Below are 18,087 nucleotides of genomic sequence, written 5' to 3' on the forward strand. Positions count from 1 at the left end.
AAGTTTTGGTGACACCCCGGGCGCCGCAGCAGCAGGTCCGATGCCGGAGCCGATCGGCTATACTGGCTGCAGTCGACATCCACACAAGGAAAGCCATGTATCCCAAGACAGGCTTGTGTTTTCTGCTGCTCGGCGCCTGCCTGGCCGCCCCCCTGGCGGCCCATGCCGAGTCCCTGCCGGACACGGTGGACAAGGTGCGCCCGAGTATCGTCGGTGTCGGCACCCAGTCGCCGACACGCCAGCCGCCGGTCAGCTTCCTGGGTACCGGTTTCGCGGTGGCCTCGGGCAACCTGATCGTCACCAATGCGCACGTCGTGCCGCCCGTGCTCGACCCGGAAGGCAAGGAAAAACTCGGCATCCTGGTACGCCAGAACGGCCAGGCAGTATTCCGCGAGGCGGAGCTGGTGGGCAGCGACAAGGCGCACGATCTGGCGCTGCTGCGTATTGCCGGTGTCCCGCTGCCACCACTGACGATCGGCGATTCGTCGAGGGTGCGCGAGGGCGAGGAAGTCGCCTTCACCGGCTTCCCGATCGGCATGGTGCTCGGCCTGTACCCGGCAACCCATACCGGCCGCGTGGCCGGCATCACCCCCATCGTGCTGCCGGCGTTGACCTCGCGCCAGCTCGATACCAAGGTGGTAAAACGCCTGCAGTCCGGCGCGTTCAGCATCTTCCAGCTTGATGCCACCGCCTATCCGGGCAATAGCGGCAGCCCGGTCTATGAGCCCGAGACGGGCAAGGTCATCGGCATCATCAACATGGTGTTCGTCAAGGGCACCAAGGAAGCGGCACTAACGGCGCCATCCGGCATCACCTACGCCATCCCCTCGAATTTCATCGACGAGTTGCTGCGCGCGAAGGCGCCGTAGGCACGCTCTTCATCAGGCTAAGCCAGAGCACGAGGTAGAACAGCCAGGCGATGCGACCGAAGTCGAGCAGGCTGTCGAACAGGCCCACCGCCAGCAGGCCGATGAGGCCCGCCAGCATCGGCACGGCCAGCCGGTCGTCGCGGCGGTGGCGTGACAACAGCGATGCGACGGCCGCGGCCAGCACGCAGCAGAAGCTCAGTACACCGGCCAGTCCCTGCTCGTAGTAGACGTGCAGCCACATGTTCTTGGCGTGCCACGGCAGGTGGTGGCGGTCGCTGGTGTAGGTCCAGTGCGCGATGCCCTGACGGAAGTCGCCATTCTTGAGCAGCGAGCGCCCGCTGGCATCGGTGACGTCGATGTCGGTCAGGTCGATACTCGATGCCCGGTTGGTATTGCCCGTCGACAGGTTGATCTGGCTCGGGCGCAGCCATGAGCGCCCATCGACGATGCGCTCGCCCTTGAGCATGACGCGGATCGGCTGCCACGTCGTCCCCACGTTGCCCGCCCCGGCAAATAGGCAGTTGAACGGGTAGAGCAACCACTTGTCGCACAGGTAGATGTCGAATGCGCCATCTGGCATGGCGCTGCGTGCCAGCGCCGAGAAGTAGACCGTGCCCGAGCCGAGCGATACCCGCTGCGACAGCCGCACCACCTCGCCGAAGCCGCCGATGAAGCGCGGCGCGGCGAGCTTCACGTAGTTGCGGCCAGCCTCGTGCACCAGTTGCACGGCGCCGGGCAGCTCGGCGTGGCGGTTGTGCCAGTAGTAATCATCGACGAAATGCCCGACCCCCTTGCCCAGCAGCATGGCCGCGGGGCTATCCACCAGCGCCACGACGTCGCTCCAGTGCTGGCCGCGGCCCTGCAGATCCTGCGAGACCTGGCCGAAGCGTTGCCCCATGTAGTAGTTGCCGAGCACCGGCACCACCACCGCACTCAAGGCGATGAAGACGACAGGCAAGGCCAGATCGCGCGGATGCTCAGCCCCCCAGCCGGCCAGACGGCCGACCAGCAGCGTCGCCCAGGCGTAGCCGCCCCAGGCCAGGGCCGCCGTCAGCGCGGCTTGCCCGCCCCAATGCCAGCCCACCATCGGCACGGTCAGGGGCAAGGCCAGCGTGGCCACCCAGGCCAGCGCCAAGCCGCGGGCCGAACCCGCACGCCAGTACCACAGCCAGCCGGCGGCGGCCGTCAGCGCGGCCAGCGCACAGGCAAGATAGGCGCCCTTGTCGAACAGCGCGAACAAGGCAAACACGGCAGGCACTCCCAGCATGGTCGGCGCCAGCAGCAAGGCCGGGCGGCCGCGCGACGGCCGGGGCGTGGCCACCAGCAATAGCGCGGCCACGATCGCCAGCAGGGCCGCGGCAAGCGTGCGGTAGCCGCCGCCATGAAACACCTGCAGCAGGCCGTAGATGCCGGGCAACAGCCACAGCAGCACGCCGATCGAGCGCCGCCCTGCCCCCGTGCCGCGCAGCAGCAAGGCCGCCATCACCAGCACGCTGAGCAGGCCGCCTAGGTAGACGCCGCGAGAAAAGGTGGTCAACGAGGCGTACAGCCCGAGCCCCAATACGCCAGCGCCCACCGCCAGCCAGGCATCGTGGCGCTGGCGCAGACCGACCCACAGCAAGAGCGGCAAGCCGAGCGCCAGATAGCCATCCAGCGCGGCGCCACCGGCAAACATCTCGTAGAACGGCCCCACCGCGCGATAATCGCTGGCGAAGTCGGTCAAGCCAGGGAACAGCCAGCGCTCCGCCACCACCATCGCGCTGGCCAGGCACAGGCCGATGGCCATGCCTGGCATGAAATAGTGCCACAGGGCCGTCTCCCGCTCAGCCCAGGCCCGCCGCACCAGTGGCAGCATGGCGATACCGAGCAAGGTGCCCTTCGCCCCGCGGACCACATTGCTGGCGCTCAGCGAGCCAGGCAGCCAGGTCGCAGATGGGTCCAGCTGCAGCACACCATGCACCAGCGCGCCGGCCCACGACAGCAACAGCCCCCCCACCAGCACCGTGGCAAGCGGGGACAACCGCCCCGCCACCGGCTGGCGCGGCGCCTGCCAGTAGGCGACGGCTAGCGCCGGCAGCACCAGCAAGTCGAACTCCTGCAACTCGAGCCAACCGCTCCACGGCGACCAGTCCATCAAGGGCAACATGGCCGGCAGCGTCAGCAGCCAGGCCAGCGGCCAGCGTGCCTGCACCACCAGCTGCAACAGCAACAGGGGCAGCAGCAGCGGCAAGTAGGGGCGCCCCCACAGTCCGGCCAGCAACAGCGCGAGCCATAGCAGGGACAGCATGCGAAAGCCGATCAGGCGCGGCAGGCTGGCAATCATGGTGCATCTCCCGGCGTCAGGCGCCCGGCCAGGTAGGGGGCGAGCGGCTGCCCCGAGGCCGTGGCATAGGCGCCGACGTAGCGGCTGGCGAAGCGCCGCCCGTCGAAGTCCCGGACCGCATCGGTGTAGGCCGTCAGCCACGCCGGATCTGCGCTGTCGAGCCGTAGCCTGCCCGGTAGCGGGTAGAGGCGGCTCGCCCCTGCACTGGCGAACGGCGCGCGCAGGTATTGCGGAGCGGCCTGCCATTCGGCCTCGACATTGCCCCAACGCTCGCCGCCGCTGTTGCCGCGTGCCGAGAACACCGCGTTGGCGTACACCCGCTGCGGCTCGCCGGCGCCGAACAGCGGGTTGCGGATCAGGATGCCGTCGCCCGTAGCCAGCACAGTGTTGCGAAAGATGTCGATACGGCGCGGAATGTCGTTGTGCGGCTGGATGTGCACGGCATCTCCATGGCTGTTGAAGAGCACGTTGTGATAGAAGGCGATATTACCCTCCCCCTGGAACAAGGCCTCGCTCGGGTTCTGATAGAACAGATTGCCGTAGATTTCGTACAGATCGTCCTGCCCCGCCCCCTGCAAGGGCCAGTGGCCGACCAGCACGCTGGGGCGCGCCGCAATGCCGCTGCTGCTGTTGTGCCCCTTGATGAACACATTGTGCCGGATCAGGGTGCGCGACGGCTGCACCGGCATGTCGGGTAGCGGCGGACGCGGCTGCTGATGCTTGATCTGCAGGTTGTAACCGATCGAATCCGCCACCACATTGCGCTCGATCAGGCCGACCACAAACGGCGCGCGCCCATCGGAATTGCCGAGATACATGCCGGTGCCGGCGCCGACGATGCGATTGTCGCGGATCACCCAGTTCCAGGCCGGGCATTTGGTCGAGATGCCGACATAGCCCTGATCCACGCCATGGCGGACGATCAGCAGGTGCTCGAGCGTGATGTGGTGCGCCCACTGCGCATTGCCCTCGGCACGCACGCCATCGGCCGGCTGGTCGCCGCCATCGAGGACAAGGTTGCGTACCGTGACATAGGCCGAATCGACGATGCTGACCGTGTTGCGGTTAGCGCGGGCGAGGAACACGGCCCGCTTGTCCGGGTCGCCAGCAATGATGATCGGCTGCTCGGCGGTACCGAGCAGCCGATGCACTGGCAGGCCGCCACGATAGACACCCGGTGCAAGCAGCAACTCGTCGCCCGGCTGCAATTCAGCCAGCCGGCTCAGGTAGTCATCCGGGCCCGCGTGCAGCGTCGCCGCGGCCAACACGCCAGGGCAGCAGGTGAAACACAGCAGCAGCCGGGCGGCGACACGGCGCATGGGACAAGGTCAGCGTTCTGGCGAAGCCGGCACGGCAGGCGGCGTCTGCGTCGACGGCGCGGGCGCCTGGGCCGCAGGTGCCGCTGATGTCGCAGGCGTTGCGCTGATGGCCGGCGTGGCCGGTGCGGGTGCCGGTGCGCCCTCCGGCGCCTCTTTCCAGGCACCGGCCTTCTTCAGCTTGTCACGCAGGCCGGGGAATGGGAAACCGCCCGCATAGGCCTTGTGGGCATAGTCCAGCGACTGCGCGTAGTCCTTCTTGGTGAAGAACAGCAGACCCAGGTTGTAGGCGATGTTCGGATCGTTCGGCAGGGCCTCGTCGGCCTCTTTCAAGAGCTTGATCGCCTCATCGGTCTTGTTCAGTTTGCCCAGATAGGTGGCGTAGATCATCTTGGCAGTCGGATCGTGCGGGAAGAACGTCACCGCGCGTTCGAGATAACACTGCATCGAATACTTCGCGCCATATGGCTTGGTGGTGTGGCCGCGATCGGCCAAACGCATCATCGCAGCCAAGGCACGTGGATGGTTGGGATAGTTTTCGAGCGTATAGGCGATATCCCCACCAGGCATGGTGCCACTCGTGCCATGAATGCCGAGTTCGACATCCGAGGAGAAATGCGCGCGCTCGATGATGGCGAGCAACTGGGCATCTTCCCGCACCGAATAGTCACGGTTTTTCGGCCCCTTCACCATGGGGCAGTCTTCTTCCATGCCCCAGGCGAGCGGGGTCAACGCCAGCAGCAACAGCGCACACAGCAAACGGTCCTTCATCGCACCTCTCCAAATCAAGATATGGGCCTATCTAGCGTAGGCTTTGCGCTGAACGTGCGGATGCCGTTCAGCAAACCTGGTCCAGCAGCTCGGCGAACTGCCGGGTCCGCCCGCGGCGCGAGGACGCGCGCACCGTCTCGTCGCTCGCCACCGGCGCACGGCCAAGCGGGATATCGTCGAGGAAGCGTGTCAGGCGCACGGCGATGTCACCCGCATCGTCGAGCCGCGCGATCGAATCGACGCCCGCCGCCTTCAGCGTCAGCGCCGTGTCGCCAGCGGGATCGGTCAGTGCCAGGATCGGCTTCTGCGCGCGGAAGTATTCATACAGCTTGGCCGGTATCTGGCCGTTGCAGTTCGAGGCCTGCATCACCAGCAGGCCATCGACCGACAGCATTTCGGCCAGCGCATCGTTATAGGGGACAGCCGGCGCCAGCTCGACCAGATCGCCAATGCCGACATCGGCAATCTGCCTGGCGATAAAGGCGTCGTTGCCGGTGGCGCGCAGCCGAACCTTCAAGCGCGCGGCATCGATCCGGCCGGCCTGCTTCAAGCGCGCCAAGGCCGCGAACAGCTGGGTCGGATCGCGTTCGCTCGGGTAGACGATGCCGCTATGGAGCAGCACCTTCGGCCCCTGTGGCGGCGCTGCAAGCGGCGCCGGGCCTCGCAGGAAGGCCTCCTCGTCGTAACCGTTCTCGAGCAGCACCAGCTTGCCGTCGGTCAGCGCCGGATAGGTTTTCTGGTACTCGCGGATCGCCCCGGGCGAGGTAAACGTCGCGCGCGCGCAGCGTTTGAAGGTTTCCATCTCGATACGCTGGAAGGCACGCCAGGTAGCCGGGTCGGCCGGGTAGCCCTCCTGCGCCATCGGGTCGCGGAAATCGGCGATCCACGGCAGGCCGGAGAGCTTCTGCAAGGTCAGGCCGATCTTGTGTGCGGTGGCGATCGGGTAGGTCGACCAGATCGCATCGGGCTTATAGCGCCGGATCAGCTTGAGCCCGGCCGGCACCGCCCCCCACCACCAGCTTGCCCAGCGGTCGGGCAGTGCAAAGGCGCGCGGATAACGGCCCGCCAGTGCCAGATGGCGCGAGGTGTCGAGGGCAAAGGCGCGCTCGACGATGGTATTGGCGGGGATATCGGCCATCAGGTCGGCCGAAGTGTCCTGATAGGCGCGCGGATGGGCCGTCAACACGATCGGCTCCCAGCCGAATTCCGGCAGGTACTGAGAAAAGCGCAGCGCACGCTGGATGCCGCTCGACCCACGCAACGGCGGGTAGTGGTAAGCGATCAACAGCACCCGTTTTTTCTTCATTCACGCACCCAACTCAGTGTCCAGTCGGCAACGCGGTCGCGCCATTCGCGCCGCGAAAAGGTATGGTTGGCTTCCGCCAGCTCGCGTTGCGTCACGCGCGGGGCGGCAAGCTGCGCCTGCCAGTCGGGCGAGGCCGCCACCGCCTCGCGGAACTCGGCGGCAGTGAGATCGTCGCCAGACAGCACCAGCAGCACCCGCCCGGCAAAGCGCCGCAAGCCCTCGCACATGCGATCCGGCAAGGACAGGCTTGCATCGAGCCCCAGCTCGGCCACTGGCGCCGCCGGCTGCCTGGCCTGCGCGAGCTTGTCGACCAGTGAGCGCCAGGCGTCCTTCAGATCGACCCCGCCGCACAGCAGCTTGCGCCAGAACTCGGCGCTAAGCAGACGTTGACGGTAGTAATGCTTGATATAGGCACGCGCGAGCCCCGCCTCGGTGCGCACCCAGGGGTTGAGCAGCACCAGCCCGGTCACGCGCTTGTCGCGCCAGGCATAGAACAGGGCCGCAGAGGCCGCATCGCACAGACCCCAGATCACGACCTCGCGCACCGCTGGCGCCGCGTGCTGGAAGGCATCGATGGCGGCACGCAGATCGTCATCGATCTGCTCGAAATTGTGCAGCTCGCCACCGGCATCACCCATGCCACGGTAGTCGAAGCGCATCGCAGCGATGCCGTGCCGGGCCAGGTGCCGGGCCAACAGCACGAACTGGCGGTGGCTACCGGCGCGATACTGCGGCCCGCCCACCACGATCAGCACGCCTCGCTCGGCCATGCCGTTTGCGGGCAGACTGATGATGGCGGGTAGCGACTCGCCCTGGCAGTCGAATGTCAGCGCCGACTCAGACCAGGACACGACGCTCCTCCTGCGCAGCAAGCGTGGCATCGAGCAAGGCCGGTACGTCGGTAATCTCCTGCGTGGACCAGAATGGCTCGCCGATCACCGCCTGCAGGGCAATCTCGACACCTGCCGCGCAGCGCTCCGCAACGAGCTTGTCGATCACGCCAGGCAAGGGGCGGTCGGCGGATGTCTGCAATTCGAACCAATCGACCTGCTGGCCCGGCTGCAACAGCGTGGCCAACTTGCACGCCGCCATAGGCAGGGCCAGTGCAGGCGCCAGCTCATAGCCGGCGACCTCGACGTTCGCACCAGCCTGCAGATTCTGCTGCAGCTGCTGGGTGGTGAGCCCTTCGCCACCCGCGAGCATCTGGTTCGCCACCCTCAGGCGCAGGAACTGGGTAAGGAATTGTTCGCCATGGAGTACCGGCGACCATAACAGCAAGCGTCGGCAATCGGCATCGCTGGCGGCATGGGCGGCCGCCAGCAGGGCACCGAGGCGGCAGCCCCACAGCATCGGCGCCTGGCCGTAACGGCTGCGCATCCAGGCCACGGCGTGGCCCACATCGTCGAGCCAGCCCGACCAGCTGGCATCGCTGAAATCCCCCGCGCTGTCGCCGCAACCGCAGAGATCGATCTGCAGCACCGCGATGCCGCGCTGCGCCATGCGACGCGCGGCCATAGCTGCCATACGGCGGGACTTGTTCATTTCTTCGGCGAACGGGTGCAGGTAGACCGCACACGCCCGCGTTTCGGTCAGGGACGGATAATGCAGGCAGAAACGCTGGCCCGCCGGCGTCTCCAGAAAGAAGGCATCCGGCCCTGCCACGTTGCTCACGCGCCCGACTTGGCGTCGACGAAGGCCACCAGACTGCCAACACTGGCAAAGGTATCGGCGCTGATCTCGTCGTCGGAAATGGTAAAACCGAACTGTTCTTCGAGGGCTGTTATAAGATTGATCACGGCGATCGAGTCAAGCTCGGGGATGCTCCCCAGCAGCGGGCTATCCTCGGTAAACTCATCCACGCGGTCGCCCAGCTGCAGCACGTCCTTGAGCAGACCCTTCACTTCCATCAATGTCGCCATGTTCCTGTACTTTCAACCACATCCAATATGCAAACGGCCGCAAACCCGCCAGCCCCGGTGCGCCCGATTATCTGCGGCGGCGATAGCATTGGCAAGGCGAACGGGGCCTCTGGGCCAACATCTTCAGCAGTCGACACGGAACCGTCAAAACATGCGGCAGGCTCCATGTTATTATGTTAAAGACATTTTCTTAAAACACGATTTTATGCTTTTTCCATGAGCACCGAAAACAGTTTTCCTCCGCCTGCCATACCGAAAGACCCGGTGCTGTCGTGGGCAGCCCTGTTTGGCGGCAACCGCAGCAAGCTACCCTCGGTGCTCTCGCTCGACCGTCTCGAATACCTGACCAGCGGCCGCATGGGCATTGCCAACGCCTTGTTCTCGCTGGGCCTCAAGCGTGGCAGCCGGGTGCTGGTGCCGGCCTACCATTGCAATGCGATGATCGAGCCGATCGTCTGGATCGGTGCCGTGCCGGTGTTCTACCGCATCCATCCCGACACCAAGGTCGACCTAGAACATGTCGAGCAGCTGGTGGCCAAGCACCAGCCGGCCGCCATGCTGGTGACGCACTATTTCGGCTTTCCGCAGGATGGCCACAAGCTGGCCGAGTTCTGCGAGCACCACCGGCTGCCAATGATCGAGGACTGCGCCCACGCATTCTTCGGCGAAGTCGGCGGACAGGCCATCGGCAGCTTTGGGGAATACGCCATCGCCTCACCCTGGAAGTTCTTCCCCATCTACGACGGTGGCTGCATCGCCATGCGCAATCCCGCCGCCAAGCGACTGGAGTTGAAGCGCCCGGAGCTGTCGTTCCAGCTCAAGTCGACCATCAACACGCTCGAAAACGCGCTGCAGTATGGCCGGCTGTCTGGCGCCAACCTCATCGCCAAGCCGCTGCTGTGGCTCAAGGATACGCTCTGGAACCACACCAAGCGCATTGCCGGCCCTGGTGTATCGGCCCTGTCCGCCGCCCCTAGCTCGGCCGAGGGCGGTACCTCGTTCGAGCCGCAGTGGATGGACAAGCGCATGTCGCTGCCGTCGCGCTGGCTGATGCGTGCCAGCAGCTTCGACCGCATCATCTCCAAGCGACGCAGCAACTACCAGAAGCTGCTCGACGCGTTTCGCGACACCGAAGGCTGCCACCCCCTCTATCCGGAACTGCCGCCGACGGTCGTCCCTTATGTCTTTCCGCTGGTCATGGACGAGCCCGAAAAGGTATTCGTGCAGCTCAAGCGCCAACGCGTTCCCATCATCCGCTTCGGCGAACACCTGTGGCCCGGCGTTGATGCCGCGCTGTGCCCGGTCAGCACGGACCTGTCGCGCCGCGTATTCCAGTTTCCCTGTCATCAAGAATTGTCGGGCAAGGAGCTAGACTGGATGATCGACACCATCAAGACGACGCTGCACGCGGCGTCCGCAAGCAAGACTGGAGCAGCACGATGAAATGGCGACTGGAGCCAATCTCAGCCTTTGAACGCCATGCCGGCGATTGGGACAGGCTCAACAACGCACGCGGCGGATCGGTGCTGCAGGGCGGCGCGTTCATTACCCCGCTGCTGCGTGAATTCGCACAGGGCGACGAACGGCTGGCCATCGGCAGCGACGCAGGCGGCATCCAGGTAATGACCATCGTGCGGCAGGATAGGCGCGGTGCCTGGTCAACCTTTCAGCCGTCGCAGGCGCCGATCGGCCTGTGGGTGCAAGCCGCGGGCCTCGACATGGTCGAACTGGCGGCCTCGCTCGTGCCGGCTCTGCCCGGCGCCGCGCTGCTGCTCGGCATCCAGCAGATGGACCCGGACCTGCGCGAGCGGCCGGCCACCAACGGGCGCACCGCGACACAAGACTACATCCAGACGGCCCGTGTGACGCTCGACGGCAGCTTCGACGACTACTGGGCGAAGCGCGGCAAGAACCTGCGCCAGAACATGAAGAAGCAGGCCAACCGGCTGGAGCGTGAAGGCATGGCCACCCGGCTCGAACGCATCACCGACCCGGCCCAGGTACCCGCCGCGATTGCCGATTACGGCAGGCTGGAGAGCGCCGGCTGGAAATCGGACACCGGCACTGCGGTCCACCCGGACAATGCCCAGGGGCGCTTCTATACTGCTTTGCTGGCCGATTTCATCACGGCCGGCCGAGGCGCGATCTACCGCTACTGGTATGGTGACACCGTGGTGGCGATGGATCTGTGCATCGAGGGGGCGGAAGAAATGATCATCCTCAAGACCACTTACGATGAGTCGATACGCGATACCTCGCCGGCCTTCCTGATGCGCCACGAATATTTCCCGCAACTGTTTGCAGAAGCCCGGCTGAAGCGGATCGAATTCTATGGCAAGCTGATGGAGTGGCACACGCGCTGGAGCGACGAAGTACGCACGCTGTACCACGTCAACGTCTACCGCTGGGGCTTCTTGCCCAAGCTGCGTGACATGCTCAAGCGCAACCGCCCGGCGGCCGACACGCCGGCCGAGAACCTGGGCGACGCCTCCTGATTCCACGACTGCGACTTCTCATGCCCAAGCTCGTTCACGAACTGATCGACCACACCGCGCAACGCCATCCCGAACAGGAGGCCCTGCGCTACCAACAAACCAGCCTCGGCTATCGCGAACTCGCGGCCCTGCTCGGCCAGTTCTCGAGCGGCCTGACGGCGCTCGGGCTGGAAAAATCGGAGCGCGTGGCAATCTATCTGGAAAAGCGCTTCGAGACTGTCGTGTCGATGTTTGGTGCGGCCGCCGCCGGCGGCGTCTACGTGCCGGTCAACCCATTGCTGAAGGCCGAGCAGCTTGGCTACATCCTGCAGGACTGCAATGTGCGCGTACTGGTTACCTCGCACGAGCGGCTGCTCGCGCTGGCGGACAGCCTGCAGCATTGCCATGACCTGCGCACCATCGTCGTTGTCGGCTTGAAGCCCGGCGCACAGGCCGTACCCGGCGTCACGCTGATCGGCTGGGACGAGTTCATGGCCGAGCCAGCGCTTGCTCCACAACACCGGCTGATCGACGGCGACATGGCCGCCATCCTCTACACCTCGGGCAGCACCGGCAAACCCAAGGGCGTGGTGCTGTCCCATTGCAATATCGTGGCCGGCGCCGAGTCGGTGGCCGAGTACCTAGAGATCAATGCCGACGACCGCCTGCTGTCGGTGCTGCCGCTGAGCTTCGACTACGGCATGAACCAGCTGACGACGGCCTTCCTGACCGGCGCCACGGCGGTATTGATGAATTACCTGCTGCCGCGCGACATCGTGACGGCCTGCGCGCGCGAGCGCATCACCGGCCTGGCCTGCGTGCCGCCGCTGTGGGTGCAGCTCGCCCAGCTCGAGTGGCCGGGTGACGCGGCCCGCCACCTGCGCTACTTCACCAATTCCGGCGGCCATATGCCGAGCGCCACGCTGGCGGCGCTGCGCAAATCGCTGCCGAATAGCAAGCCCTATCTTATGTATGGTCTGACCGAGGCCTTCCGCTCCACCTATCTGCCGCCGGACGAGGTGGAGCGCCGCCCCGACTCGATGGGCAAGGCCATCCCCAATGCCGAGATCATGGTGTTGCGCGAGGATGGCAGCGCCTGCGCCGCCAACGAACCGGGCGAGCTGGTGCACCGCGGCGTACACGTATCACTCGGCTACTGGAACGATCCGGCCAAGACTGCCGAGCGCTTCAAGGCCATCCCTGCCGTGCAGCCGGGTCTGGTGATTCCCGAGCTGGCGGTATGGTCGGGCGACACCGTGCGCCGCGACGAGGAAGGCTTCTTCTACTTCATCAGCCGCCGCGACGAGATGATCAAGACCTCGGGCTACCGTGTGAGCCCGACCGAGGTCGAAGAAGTCGTCTACGGCACCGATCTGGTCGGCGAATGCGCGGCCTTCGGCGTACCGCACCCGCAGTTGGGCCAAGCCATCGTCGTGGTCGCCAGTGCCAAGGGGAACGCCACGCTCGACACCGCCGCCGTGCTGGCCGCGTGCAAGCGCCAGCTGCCCGCCTTCATGCTGCCGCACCACATCGAACCGCGTAGCGGCAGCCTGCCGCGCAACCCGAATGGCAAGATCGACCGCAAACTGCTGTCGGCCGAGCTGAACCACCTGTTTGAACAAGAATGAGCCGATGAGTACCAAGCCCGTCCACGCCCCGACCGACCAGTTCCCGACTCACGCCAATTGTCTTCACCTCGGCGGCATCGCACTCACCCAATTGGCCGAGCGGGTCGGGCAGACGCCGTTCTACGCCTATGACCGGGCGCTGCTGAGCGCCCGCGTCACGTCGCTGCGTGCCGCGCTGCCGGCCGGCATCGAGCTGCACTACGCCATGAAGGCCAACCCGATGTCTGCCGTCGTGCAGCACATGGCCGGGCTCGTCGATGGCCTCGATGTCGCCTCGGGGCGTGAACTGCGCGTCGCGCTCGACACCGGCATGAACCCGGCACGCATCAGCTTCGCCGGGCCCGGCAAGTCCGAAACCGAGCTGCGTCAGGCGATCGCATCCGGCATCACCCTCAACGTCGAGTCGGAACGCGAGCTCGAACGCGCCGCCACACAGGGCCAGCAGCTTGGCCTGCGGCCACGCGTCGCGGTGCGCGTGAACCCGGACTACGAGCTGAAATCGTCGGGCATGAAGATGGGTGGCGGCCCCAAGCAGTTTGGTATCGACGCCGAACGCGTACCCGATGTATTGAGCCGGATCGGCCAGCTCGACCTGGATTTCGAAGGCTTCCACATCTTCTGGGGTTCGCAGAATCTGAAGCCCGAGGCCATCATCGAGGCGCACGACCAGACCTTTGCGCTCGCCTACCGGCTGGCCGAGCATGCGCCGAGCGCGCTCAGGACACTGAACATCGGCGGCGGCTTCGGCATCCCCTATTTCCCCGGCGAAAGTCGGCTAGACCTGGCGCCGATCGCCGACAATCTGGCGAGGCATTTGCCGCAGACCGCGTCCCGACTGCCCGGTGCGGCGGTGGTAATCGAGCTTGGCCGCTATCTGGTTGGCGAGGCTGGCGTTTATGTCTGCCGCGTGATCGACAAGAAGGTCTCGCGCGGCCACACCTATCTGGTGACCGACGGCGGCCTGCACCATCACCTGTCGGCCTCGGGCAATTTCGGCCAAGTGATCCGCAAGAACTATCCGGTGGCTATCGGCAATCGCATGGACGGCGCTCGCGAAACGGTATCTGTCGTCGGGCCGCTGTGCACCCCGCTCGATCTGCTCGGCGACAAGATGGATCTGCCCGCGGCCCAAGTTGGCGATCTGGTCGTGGTGTTCCAGTCCGGCGCCTATGGCCTGACGGCGAGCCCGACCGGCTTTCTGAGCCACCCGGAGCCGACCGAGGTGCTGGTGTGACGCGCAAGCGGCGACGATCCGCCCGCGCGACGGCGCCCAACGAATTTTCCATACACAGGTTTAAAGACACGATATGAGTGGACTTTGCGGTTGGGTCGGCCATCATGCCGATCCGCAAACGGCACGCGACACGCTCGATCGCATGCTGTCCGAGCTCACGCGCTTCGACGGCGCACGGCCAGCCCTGGCGCTCGATGCCGGCGCCGCCGTCGGCGGCGCGCTGCTGAAGCATGCCCCCGTGATCCATCACGACGGCGGTGTCATGGCCATCGTGGTCGGCCATCCGCGCATGACCTCGCCCACCTGGCATTCGCTGGAAATGCGCCACGGCATCGCGGCGGCCCTGGCGGAAGGCTATGCCAAGCTCGGCACCGAGATTCTCAAGCATGTGGCCGGCGGCTTTGCCTTGGCGCTGGTCGACACGATCCGCCAGCGCGCATTGCTCGCCACCGACCGCTTCGCCTCGCACAACCTCTGCTATGCGGAGCTCGACGATGGGCTGGTGTTTGCGAGTCACGCGCGCGCCCTGCGCCAGCACCCCGGCGTGACGGGTGAGCTCGACCCGCAGGCGATCTACCACTATCTGTATTTCCACATGATCCCCGGCCCGGACATGGTTTACCGCGACATGCGCCGCCTGCAGAACGGGGAATACCTCGAATGGCGCGACGGCAAGGTGCACATCGCGCGTTACTGGGAGCCGGTTTTCGTCGAGAGCCAGGCACGCGGCTTCGTCGAGCAGAAGGAAAGCTTCATCAGCCTGATGCGCGAGAGCGTGCGCGAAGCAAGCCTGGAAGCGGAGACCGGTTGCTTCCTGTCCGGCGGCACCGACAGCTCGACCATTGCCGGCATGTTGACCGATGTCTCGGGCAAACCGGCACGCACTTACTCGATCGGCTTCGAGGCCGAGGGCTACGACGAAATGGCCTTTGCCCGGCTTGCATCGAGCCACTTCAAGACGCGGCACACCGAATACTATGTGACGCCGGACGACGTGGTCGATGCCATCCCCAAGATCGCGGCGATCAGCGACCAGCCGTTCGGCAACGCATCCGCCGTGCCGGGCTACTACTGCGCCCGCATGGCGCGCCAGGACGGTGTCGAGCGCATGCTCGGCGGCGATGGCGGCGACGAGCTGTTCGGCGGCAATGCCCGCTATGCCAAGCAACAGGTGTTCGCGATCTATGAGCGCGTGCCGGGCGGGCTGCGCAACGGCCTGATCGAGCCGCTCGCTTTCAATCTGCCGCAGGCCATCCCCGTCATCCGCAAGGCACGCAGCTATATCGAACAGGCCAAGACGCCGATGCCGGCACGGCTCGAGAGCTACAACCTGCTCGAGCGTTTCGGCGCGGACAAGGTGCTGACGCGCGATTTCCTGTCGCGCATCGACCCGGCGCAGCCGCTGACGATGCTCAAGCACACCTGGAACCAGGCCCACGCCCGTGACATGGTCAATCAGATGCTCGCGCTCGACTTCAAGTACACGCTGGCCGACAACGATCTGGTCAAGGTCAACCTCGCCTGCGAGCTGGCCGGCGTCGATATCGCCTACCCCATGCTGCATGACAAGCTGACCGCCTTCTCGCTATCGCTCGAGCCGGGTTGGAAGCTCAAGGGCCAGCAGCTGCGCTGGTTCTTCAAGGAGGCGCTACGCGGCTTCCTGCCGGACGACATCATCACCAAGGAGAAGCACGGTTTTGGCCTGCCCTTCGGTCCTTGGCTGCAGAAGCACGCCGGGCTGCAGCAATTGGTGCAGGACAGCCTGACCGATCTGAAGCCGCATGGCATCGTGGCGCCGGACTTCATCGACGAGGTCATGAGCAAGCTCAGGGAACACCCCGGCTACTATGGCACGATGGTGTGGATATTGATGATGCTATCGCAGTGGTTGCGCGAGCAGCGCACCAGCCGCTGAGCCTGGCCTGACCGCGTGCTGGTCAGGCCAGCGCGTAGTTGTCGCGTCGATAGTTCGACGCCAGCCTCAGGGAAAACTTCAACGGCTGCAAATCCCAGGGGGTGAAACGCGGCAGCTGGAACAGGTCCGCCCCTGGGCGGGCCGCACCCCAGGCCGTCGACACGGCGGCATCGAAGCCGAGTTCACGCACGATGGCCGCATGTTCGGCGGCATAGTCCTGATTCGGCCCGCCATTGGGATAGGCAAACAAGCGCGGCCGATAGCCGACGATCGCCTCGAGCTCGGCGCGGCCATCCGCGATCTCCGCCCGCGCGGAGGCCACATCAAGCCGGGACAGGATAGGATGGGTGCGCGTGTGCCCGCCGATGTCCACCCCCGTTGCCGCAGCCAGCTGCTTGAGTTGCGGCGTGGTCAGCATCATGTCAGTTGGCTGGGTGATCCGCAGTGCATCGACCAACTGGTTTACGCGGTCCTCGCGTGCCTGCCATTCGAGATACTTGAGCTTGCCGAGCAGGTCGCGGATCGCGGCCTGACGCGACGCCAGATCGCCAACCTCATGGACGCCGAGGCCGCATGACTGCAGGTCCAGGTGGCCGGCCGGCACCGTGCGCATGGCGTGGATCACGCGGTCGTTCCACATGATGCCACCATCGAGATAGGCCGTTGCGACGAACACGGTGGCCGGTAGGCGGTAGCGCTGCAGGATGGGCAGCGCTACCGTCAGGTTGTCGGCATAGCCATCGTCGAAGGTGATCGCCGCCGCCGCACGCGGCAAGGTACCCGACGCCAGGCACGATACGGCCTCTTGCAGCGGCAGCACGTTGAAGTGGCGGGCGAGCAGCCGCATCTGCCATTCGAAACGCTCGGCCGTTACCTCGCCCGGAAACAGCGGGTCTGCCGTGGGCAGCACGCGATGATAGATAAGGATGTTGAGGCCATGTTTGATGCCATCGCCTCCCGCCAATCGGTTGATCAGGCCCAGCACGTGCACACCTTGTCCCGCAGTTGATTGTTCATTGCCGCGCCCCGCCTCACACCGGCCTTGCCCGCGCCGACCTCATCGGCCGCCGCGCTTCATGCCAGACGGGCTGCAGCGCGCGCTCGCGGGCCAGCCAGCGGTCCATGCAGGAGAGGATGACGAGGAGGTAGTAAGGCAGGTCGAAGTAAGCCAGGCTCAGGAAGGCACCGCCGACCGCGAAACCGGCCAGGCTCACCTGTGCCATACGGGCGAACATGGTGATCCATGCCAGATCGGCATCATCCTTGGTCGTCTTGATCAGGCGCGAGGCGAGCCGCCAGATCATGATCCCCAGCAAGATGAACAAGCCCAGCCCGACGAAGCCGTGCTCTCCCAGTATCTGGAAATAGATACTGTGCGCGGCATGGATATCGCTCGGGTCGGGCGCATAGCGGGCAAACGTTGCGCCGTCATAGATCTGGAAGCCGCCGCCAAAGAAGTTGTCGCAAGCCAGCCGGTAGGCCATGATCCACGCGTTGATGCGCCCCATGGCCGAACCGTCTTCCTGATAGTTGTTGATGGTATCCATGCGCGCGTGCCAGGCATCGGGCATAAAGATCAGCATGGCCGGCGCAGCCAGCGTGATCGCCAGCCCCACGATGAGTTTTCGACTGCTCTTGAGCCAGAGAAAGGTGGCCATCGCCACGATGGCCAGAAACGCGCCGCGCGACTGCGTGCCGAGTGCCGAGATGGCGCTTGCTCCCATCACGGCGAGCAGTCCCCATTTGATCCGCCTGTCGTGCACCTGCTCATGCAGGTAGTAAGCGAGTGGGATGACGACGATGAGCGCCAAGCCCATCTCGTTATTGCCTTCGATAAACGAGCCTGCCGGCCCCCATACCTTGAAATCGCCGCCGCTGGTCAGGGTAAAGATGCCGCCCTTGAGGCCAAGCAGACCGATGGACAGCGTCACCACCCAGATCAGCCATTCGATGTGCTTTTTCTCATGCACCAGCAGGATGGTCACGAACAGCATCAGCATGATCTTCATGACCTTGCTCCACATGTCCATGACCACATTGGGGTAGAACGAGAACGGCAGGGTGATGCACATCCAGAGCAGGAAGAGCATCCAGACCGCCAGCGCCGCCGAAAACTTGGGCGCATGCACTTCCTTGTTACGGAGCACCGTCGCCAGCAACGTTGCCCCGCCCACCACCACGGCAACCGGAAAGTCGTAGGCGATGCCCCAGGTAAAGCGGTGCGGGTTCATCAGGCTGATCCATGCCCACAACAACGCCCCCACCCAGGGGCGTTGGAACACCATGGGGATGGAACCAAGAATGAAGGCTAGCAGGGCATAATCGCGCATGT

15 protein-coding genes are annotated in these 18,087 nt (G+C 65.2%); 6 read left to right on the top strand and 9 right to left on the bottom strand.

Features of this window, described 5'->3' with window-relative positions:
* The first annotated feature begins 95 nt into the window (after nt 1–95).
* Nucleotides 96–869, top strand: coding sequence for a serine protease (locus tag ABWL39_RS12045; protein ID WP_367791115.1), 774 nt, complete (start codon nt 96–98; stop codon nt 867–869).
* Here the strand turns inward: ABWL39_RS12045 and ABWL39_RS12050 are convergent.
* The 7 genes from ABWL39_RS12050 to ABWL39_RS12080 form a co-directional block, all read right to left on the bottom strand.
* Complete coding sequence (locus ABWL39_RS12050) at nt 835–3,192, bottom strand: hypothetical protein (protein ID WP_367791118.1); 2,358 nt, start codon at nt 3,190–3,192, stop codon at nt 835–837. The two genes, ABWL39_RS12045 and ABWL39_RS12050, sit on opposite strands and share 35 nt — an antisense overlap.
* On the bottom strand, nt 3,189–4,511 hold the full coding sequence (locus ABWL39_RS12055; protein WP_367791121.1) for a hypothetical protein: 1,323 nt from the start codon (nt 4,509–4,511) through the stop codon (nt 3,189–3,191). Before ABWL39_RS12055 ends, ABWL39_RS12050 begins: the two co-directional genes overlap by 4 nt.
* A gap of 9 nt (nt 4,512–4,520) precedes the next feature.
* Nucleotides 4,521–5,279: a tetratricopeptide repeat protein gene (locus tag ABWL39_RS12060; RefSeq protein WP_367791124.1), complete on the bottom strand. Its 759-nt coding sequence runs from the start codon at nt 5,277–5,279 to the stop codon at nt 4,521–4,523.
* Nucleotides 5,280–5,346: 67 nt separating this feature from the next.
* Nucleotides 5,347–6,585, bottom strand: coding sequence for a glycosyltransferase (locus ABWL39_RS12065; protein ID WP_367791128.1), 1,239 nt, complete (start codon nt 6,583–6,585; stop codon nt 5,347–5,349).
* Nucleotides 6,582–7,436, bottom strand: a complete 855-nt coding sequence (locus ABWL39_RS12070) for a hydrolase 1, exosortase A system-associated (protein WP_367791131.1) — start codon at nt 7,434–7,436, stop codon at nt 6,582–6,584. Before ABWL39_RS12070 ends, ABWL39_RS12065 begins: the two co-directional genes overlap by 4 nt.
* Nucleotides 7,423–8,256 carry a hydrolase 2, exosortase A system-associated gene (locus tag ABWL39_RS12075; protein WP_367791134.1) on the bottom strand — a complete coding sequence of 278 codons (834 nt, stop codon included), beginning with the start codon at nt 8,254–8,256 and terminating at the stop codon, nt 7,423–7,425. Before ABWL39_RS12075 ends, ABWL39_RS12070 begins: the two co-directional genes overlap by 14 nt.
* On the bottom strand, nt 8,253–8,504 hold the full coding sequence (locus tag ABWL39_RS12080) for an acyl carrier protein (RefSeq protein ID WP_367791138.1): 252 nt from the start codon (nt 8,502–8,504) through the stop codon (nt 8,253–8,255). Before ABWL39_RS12080 ends, ABWL39_RS12075 begins: the two co-directional genes overlap by 4 nt.
* Nucleotides 8,505–8,720: 216 nt before the next feature.
* On the opposite strand from ABWL39_RS12080, the gene ABWL39_RS12085 reads away from it, so the two are divergent.
* The 5 genes from ABWL39_RS12085 to ABWL39_RS12105 all read left to right on the top strand — a co-directional run bounded on the left by ABWL39_RS12085 (nt 8,721) and on the right by ABWL39_RS12105 (nt 15,755).
* Nucleotides 8,721–9,947: a DegT/DnrJ/EryC1/StrS family aminotransferase gene (locus ABWL39_RS12085; RefSeq protein ID WP_367791142.1), complete on the top strand. Its 1,227-nt coding sequence runs from the start codon at nt 8,721–8,723 to the stop codon at nt 9,945–9,947.
* Nucleotides 9,944–10,999, top strand: coding sequence for a GNAT family N-acetyltransferase (locus ABWL39_RS12090; protein WP_367791145.1), 1,056 nt, complete (start codon nt 9,944–9,946; stop codon nt 10,997–10,999). The genes ABWL39_RS12085 and ABWL39_RS12090 overlap by 4 nt, the downstream gene beginning before the upstream one ends.
* A gap of 20 nt (nt 11,000–11,019) precedes the next feature.
* Nucleotides 11,020–12,606 carry an acyl-CoA ligase (AMP-forming), exosortase A system-associated gene (locus ABWL39_RS12095; RefSeq protein WP_367791148.1) on the top strand — a complete coding sequence of 529 codons (1,587 nt, stop codon included), beginning with the start codon at nt 11,020–11,022 and terminating at the stop codon, nt 12,604–12,606.
* Nucleotides 12,607–12,610: 4 nt separating this feature from the next.
* Nucleotides 12,611–13,840, top strand: a complete 1,230-nt coding sequence (locus ABWL39_RS12100; RefSeq protein WP_367791151.1) for a pyridoxal-dependent decarboxylase, exosortase A system-associated — start codon at nt 12,611–12,613, stop codon at nt 13,838–13,840.
* A 73-nt stretch (nt 13,841–13,913) separates the two neighbouring features.
* On the top strand, nt 13,914–15,755 hold the full coding sequence (locus ABWL39_RS12105) for an asparagine synthetase B (protein ID WP_367791154.1): 1,842 nt from the start codon (nt 13,914–13,916) through the stop codon (nt 15,753–15,755).
* 22 nt (nt 15,756–15,777) lie between these two features.
* On the opposite strand, the gene ABWL39_RS12110 is transcribed toward ABWL39_RS12105, so the two are convergent.
* Both ABWL39_RS12110 and ABWL39_RS12115 read right to left on the bottom strand, forming a co-directional pair.
* Entirely contained in the window at nt 15,778–16,740 is a 963-nt protein-coding gene (locus tag ABWL39_RS12110) for a polysaccharide deacetylase family protein (RefSeq protein WP_367791157.1), read from the bottom strand.
* 46 nt (nt 16,741–16,786) lie between these two features.
* On the bottom strand, nt 16,787–18,085 hold the full coding sequence (locus tag ABWL39_RS12115) for a putative O-glycosylation ligase, exosortase A system-associated (protein WP_367791160.1): 1,299 nt from the start codon (nt 18,083–18,085) through the stop codon (nt 16,787–16,789).
* Nucleotides 18,086–18,087 lie beyond the last annotated feature (2 nt).

This window comes from Chitinivorax sp. PXF-14 (genome assembly GCF_040812015.1).
Taxonomy (GTDB): domain Bacteria; phylum Pseudomonadota; class Gammaproteobacteria; order Burkholderiales; family SCOH01; genus JBFNXJ01.

What these genes read in the sequence shown, in the direction of transcription:
- ABWL39_RS12045 (WP_367791115.1), top strand. Translation starts at nt 96, where the DNA reads ATGTATCCCAAGACAGGCTTGTGTTTTCTGCTGCTCGGCGCCTGCCTG.
- ABWL39_RS12050 (WP_367791118.1), bottom strand. Translation starts at nt 3,192, where the DNA reads ATGATTGCCAGCCTGCCGCGCCTGATCGGCTTTCGCATGCTGTCCCTG.
- ABWL39_RS12055 (WP_367791121.1), bottom strand. Translation starts at nt 4,511, where the DNA reads ATGCGCCGTGTCGCCGCCCGGCTGCTGCTGTGTTTCACCTGCTGCCCT.
- ABWL39_RS12060 (WP_367791124.1), bottom strand. Translation starts at nt 5,279, where the DNA reads ATGAAGGACCGTTTGCTGTGTGCGCTGTTGCTGCTGGCGTTGACCCCG.
- ABWL39_RS12065 (WP_367791128.1), bottom strand. Translation starts at nt 6,585, where the DNA reads ATGAAGAAAAAACGGGTGCTGTTGATCGCTTACCACTACCCGCCGTTG.
- ABWL39_RS12080 (WP_367791138.1), bottom strand. Translation starts at nt 8,504, where the DNA reads ATGGCGACATTGATGGAAGTGAAGGGTCTGCTCAAGGACGTGCTGCAG.
- ABWL39_RS12085 (WP_367791142.1), top strand. Translation starts at nt 8,721, where the DNA reads ATGAGCACCGAAAACAGTTTTCCTCCGCCTGCCATACCGAAAGACCCG.
- ABWL39_RS12090 (WP_367791145.1), top strand. Translation starts at nt 9,944, where the DNA reads ATGAAATGGCGACTGGAGCCAATCTCAGCCTTTGAACGCCATGCCGGC.
- ABWL39_RS12095 (WP_367791148.1), top strand. Translation starts at nt 11,020, where the DNA reads ATGCCCAAGCTCGTTCACGAACTGATCGACCACACCGCGCAACGCCAT.
- ABWL39_RS12100 (WP_367791151.1), top strand. Translation starts at nt 12,611, where the DNA reads ATGAGTACCAAGCCCGTCCACGCCCCGACCGACCAGTTCCCGACTCAC.
- ABWL39_RS12105 (WP_367791154.1), top strand. Translation starts at nt 13,914, where the DNA reads ATGAGTGGACTTTGCGGTTGGGTCGGCCATCATGCCGATCCGCAAACG.
- ABWL39_RS12115 (WP_367791160.1), bottom strand. Translation starts at nt 18,085, where the DNA reads ATGCGCGATTATGCCCTGCTAGCCTTCATTCTTGGTTCCATCCCCATG.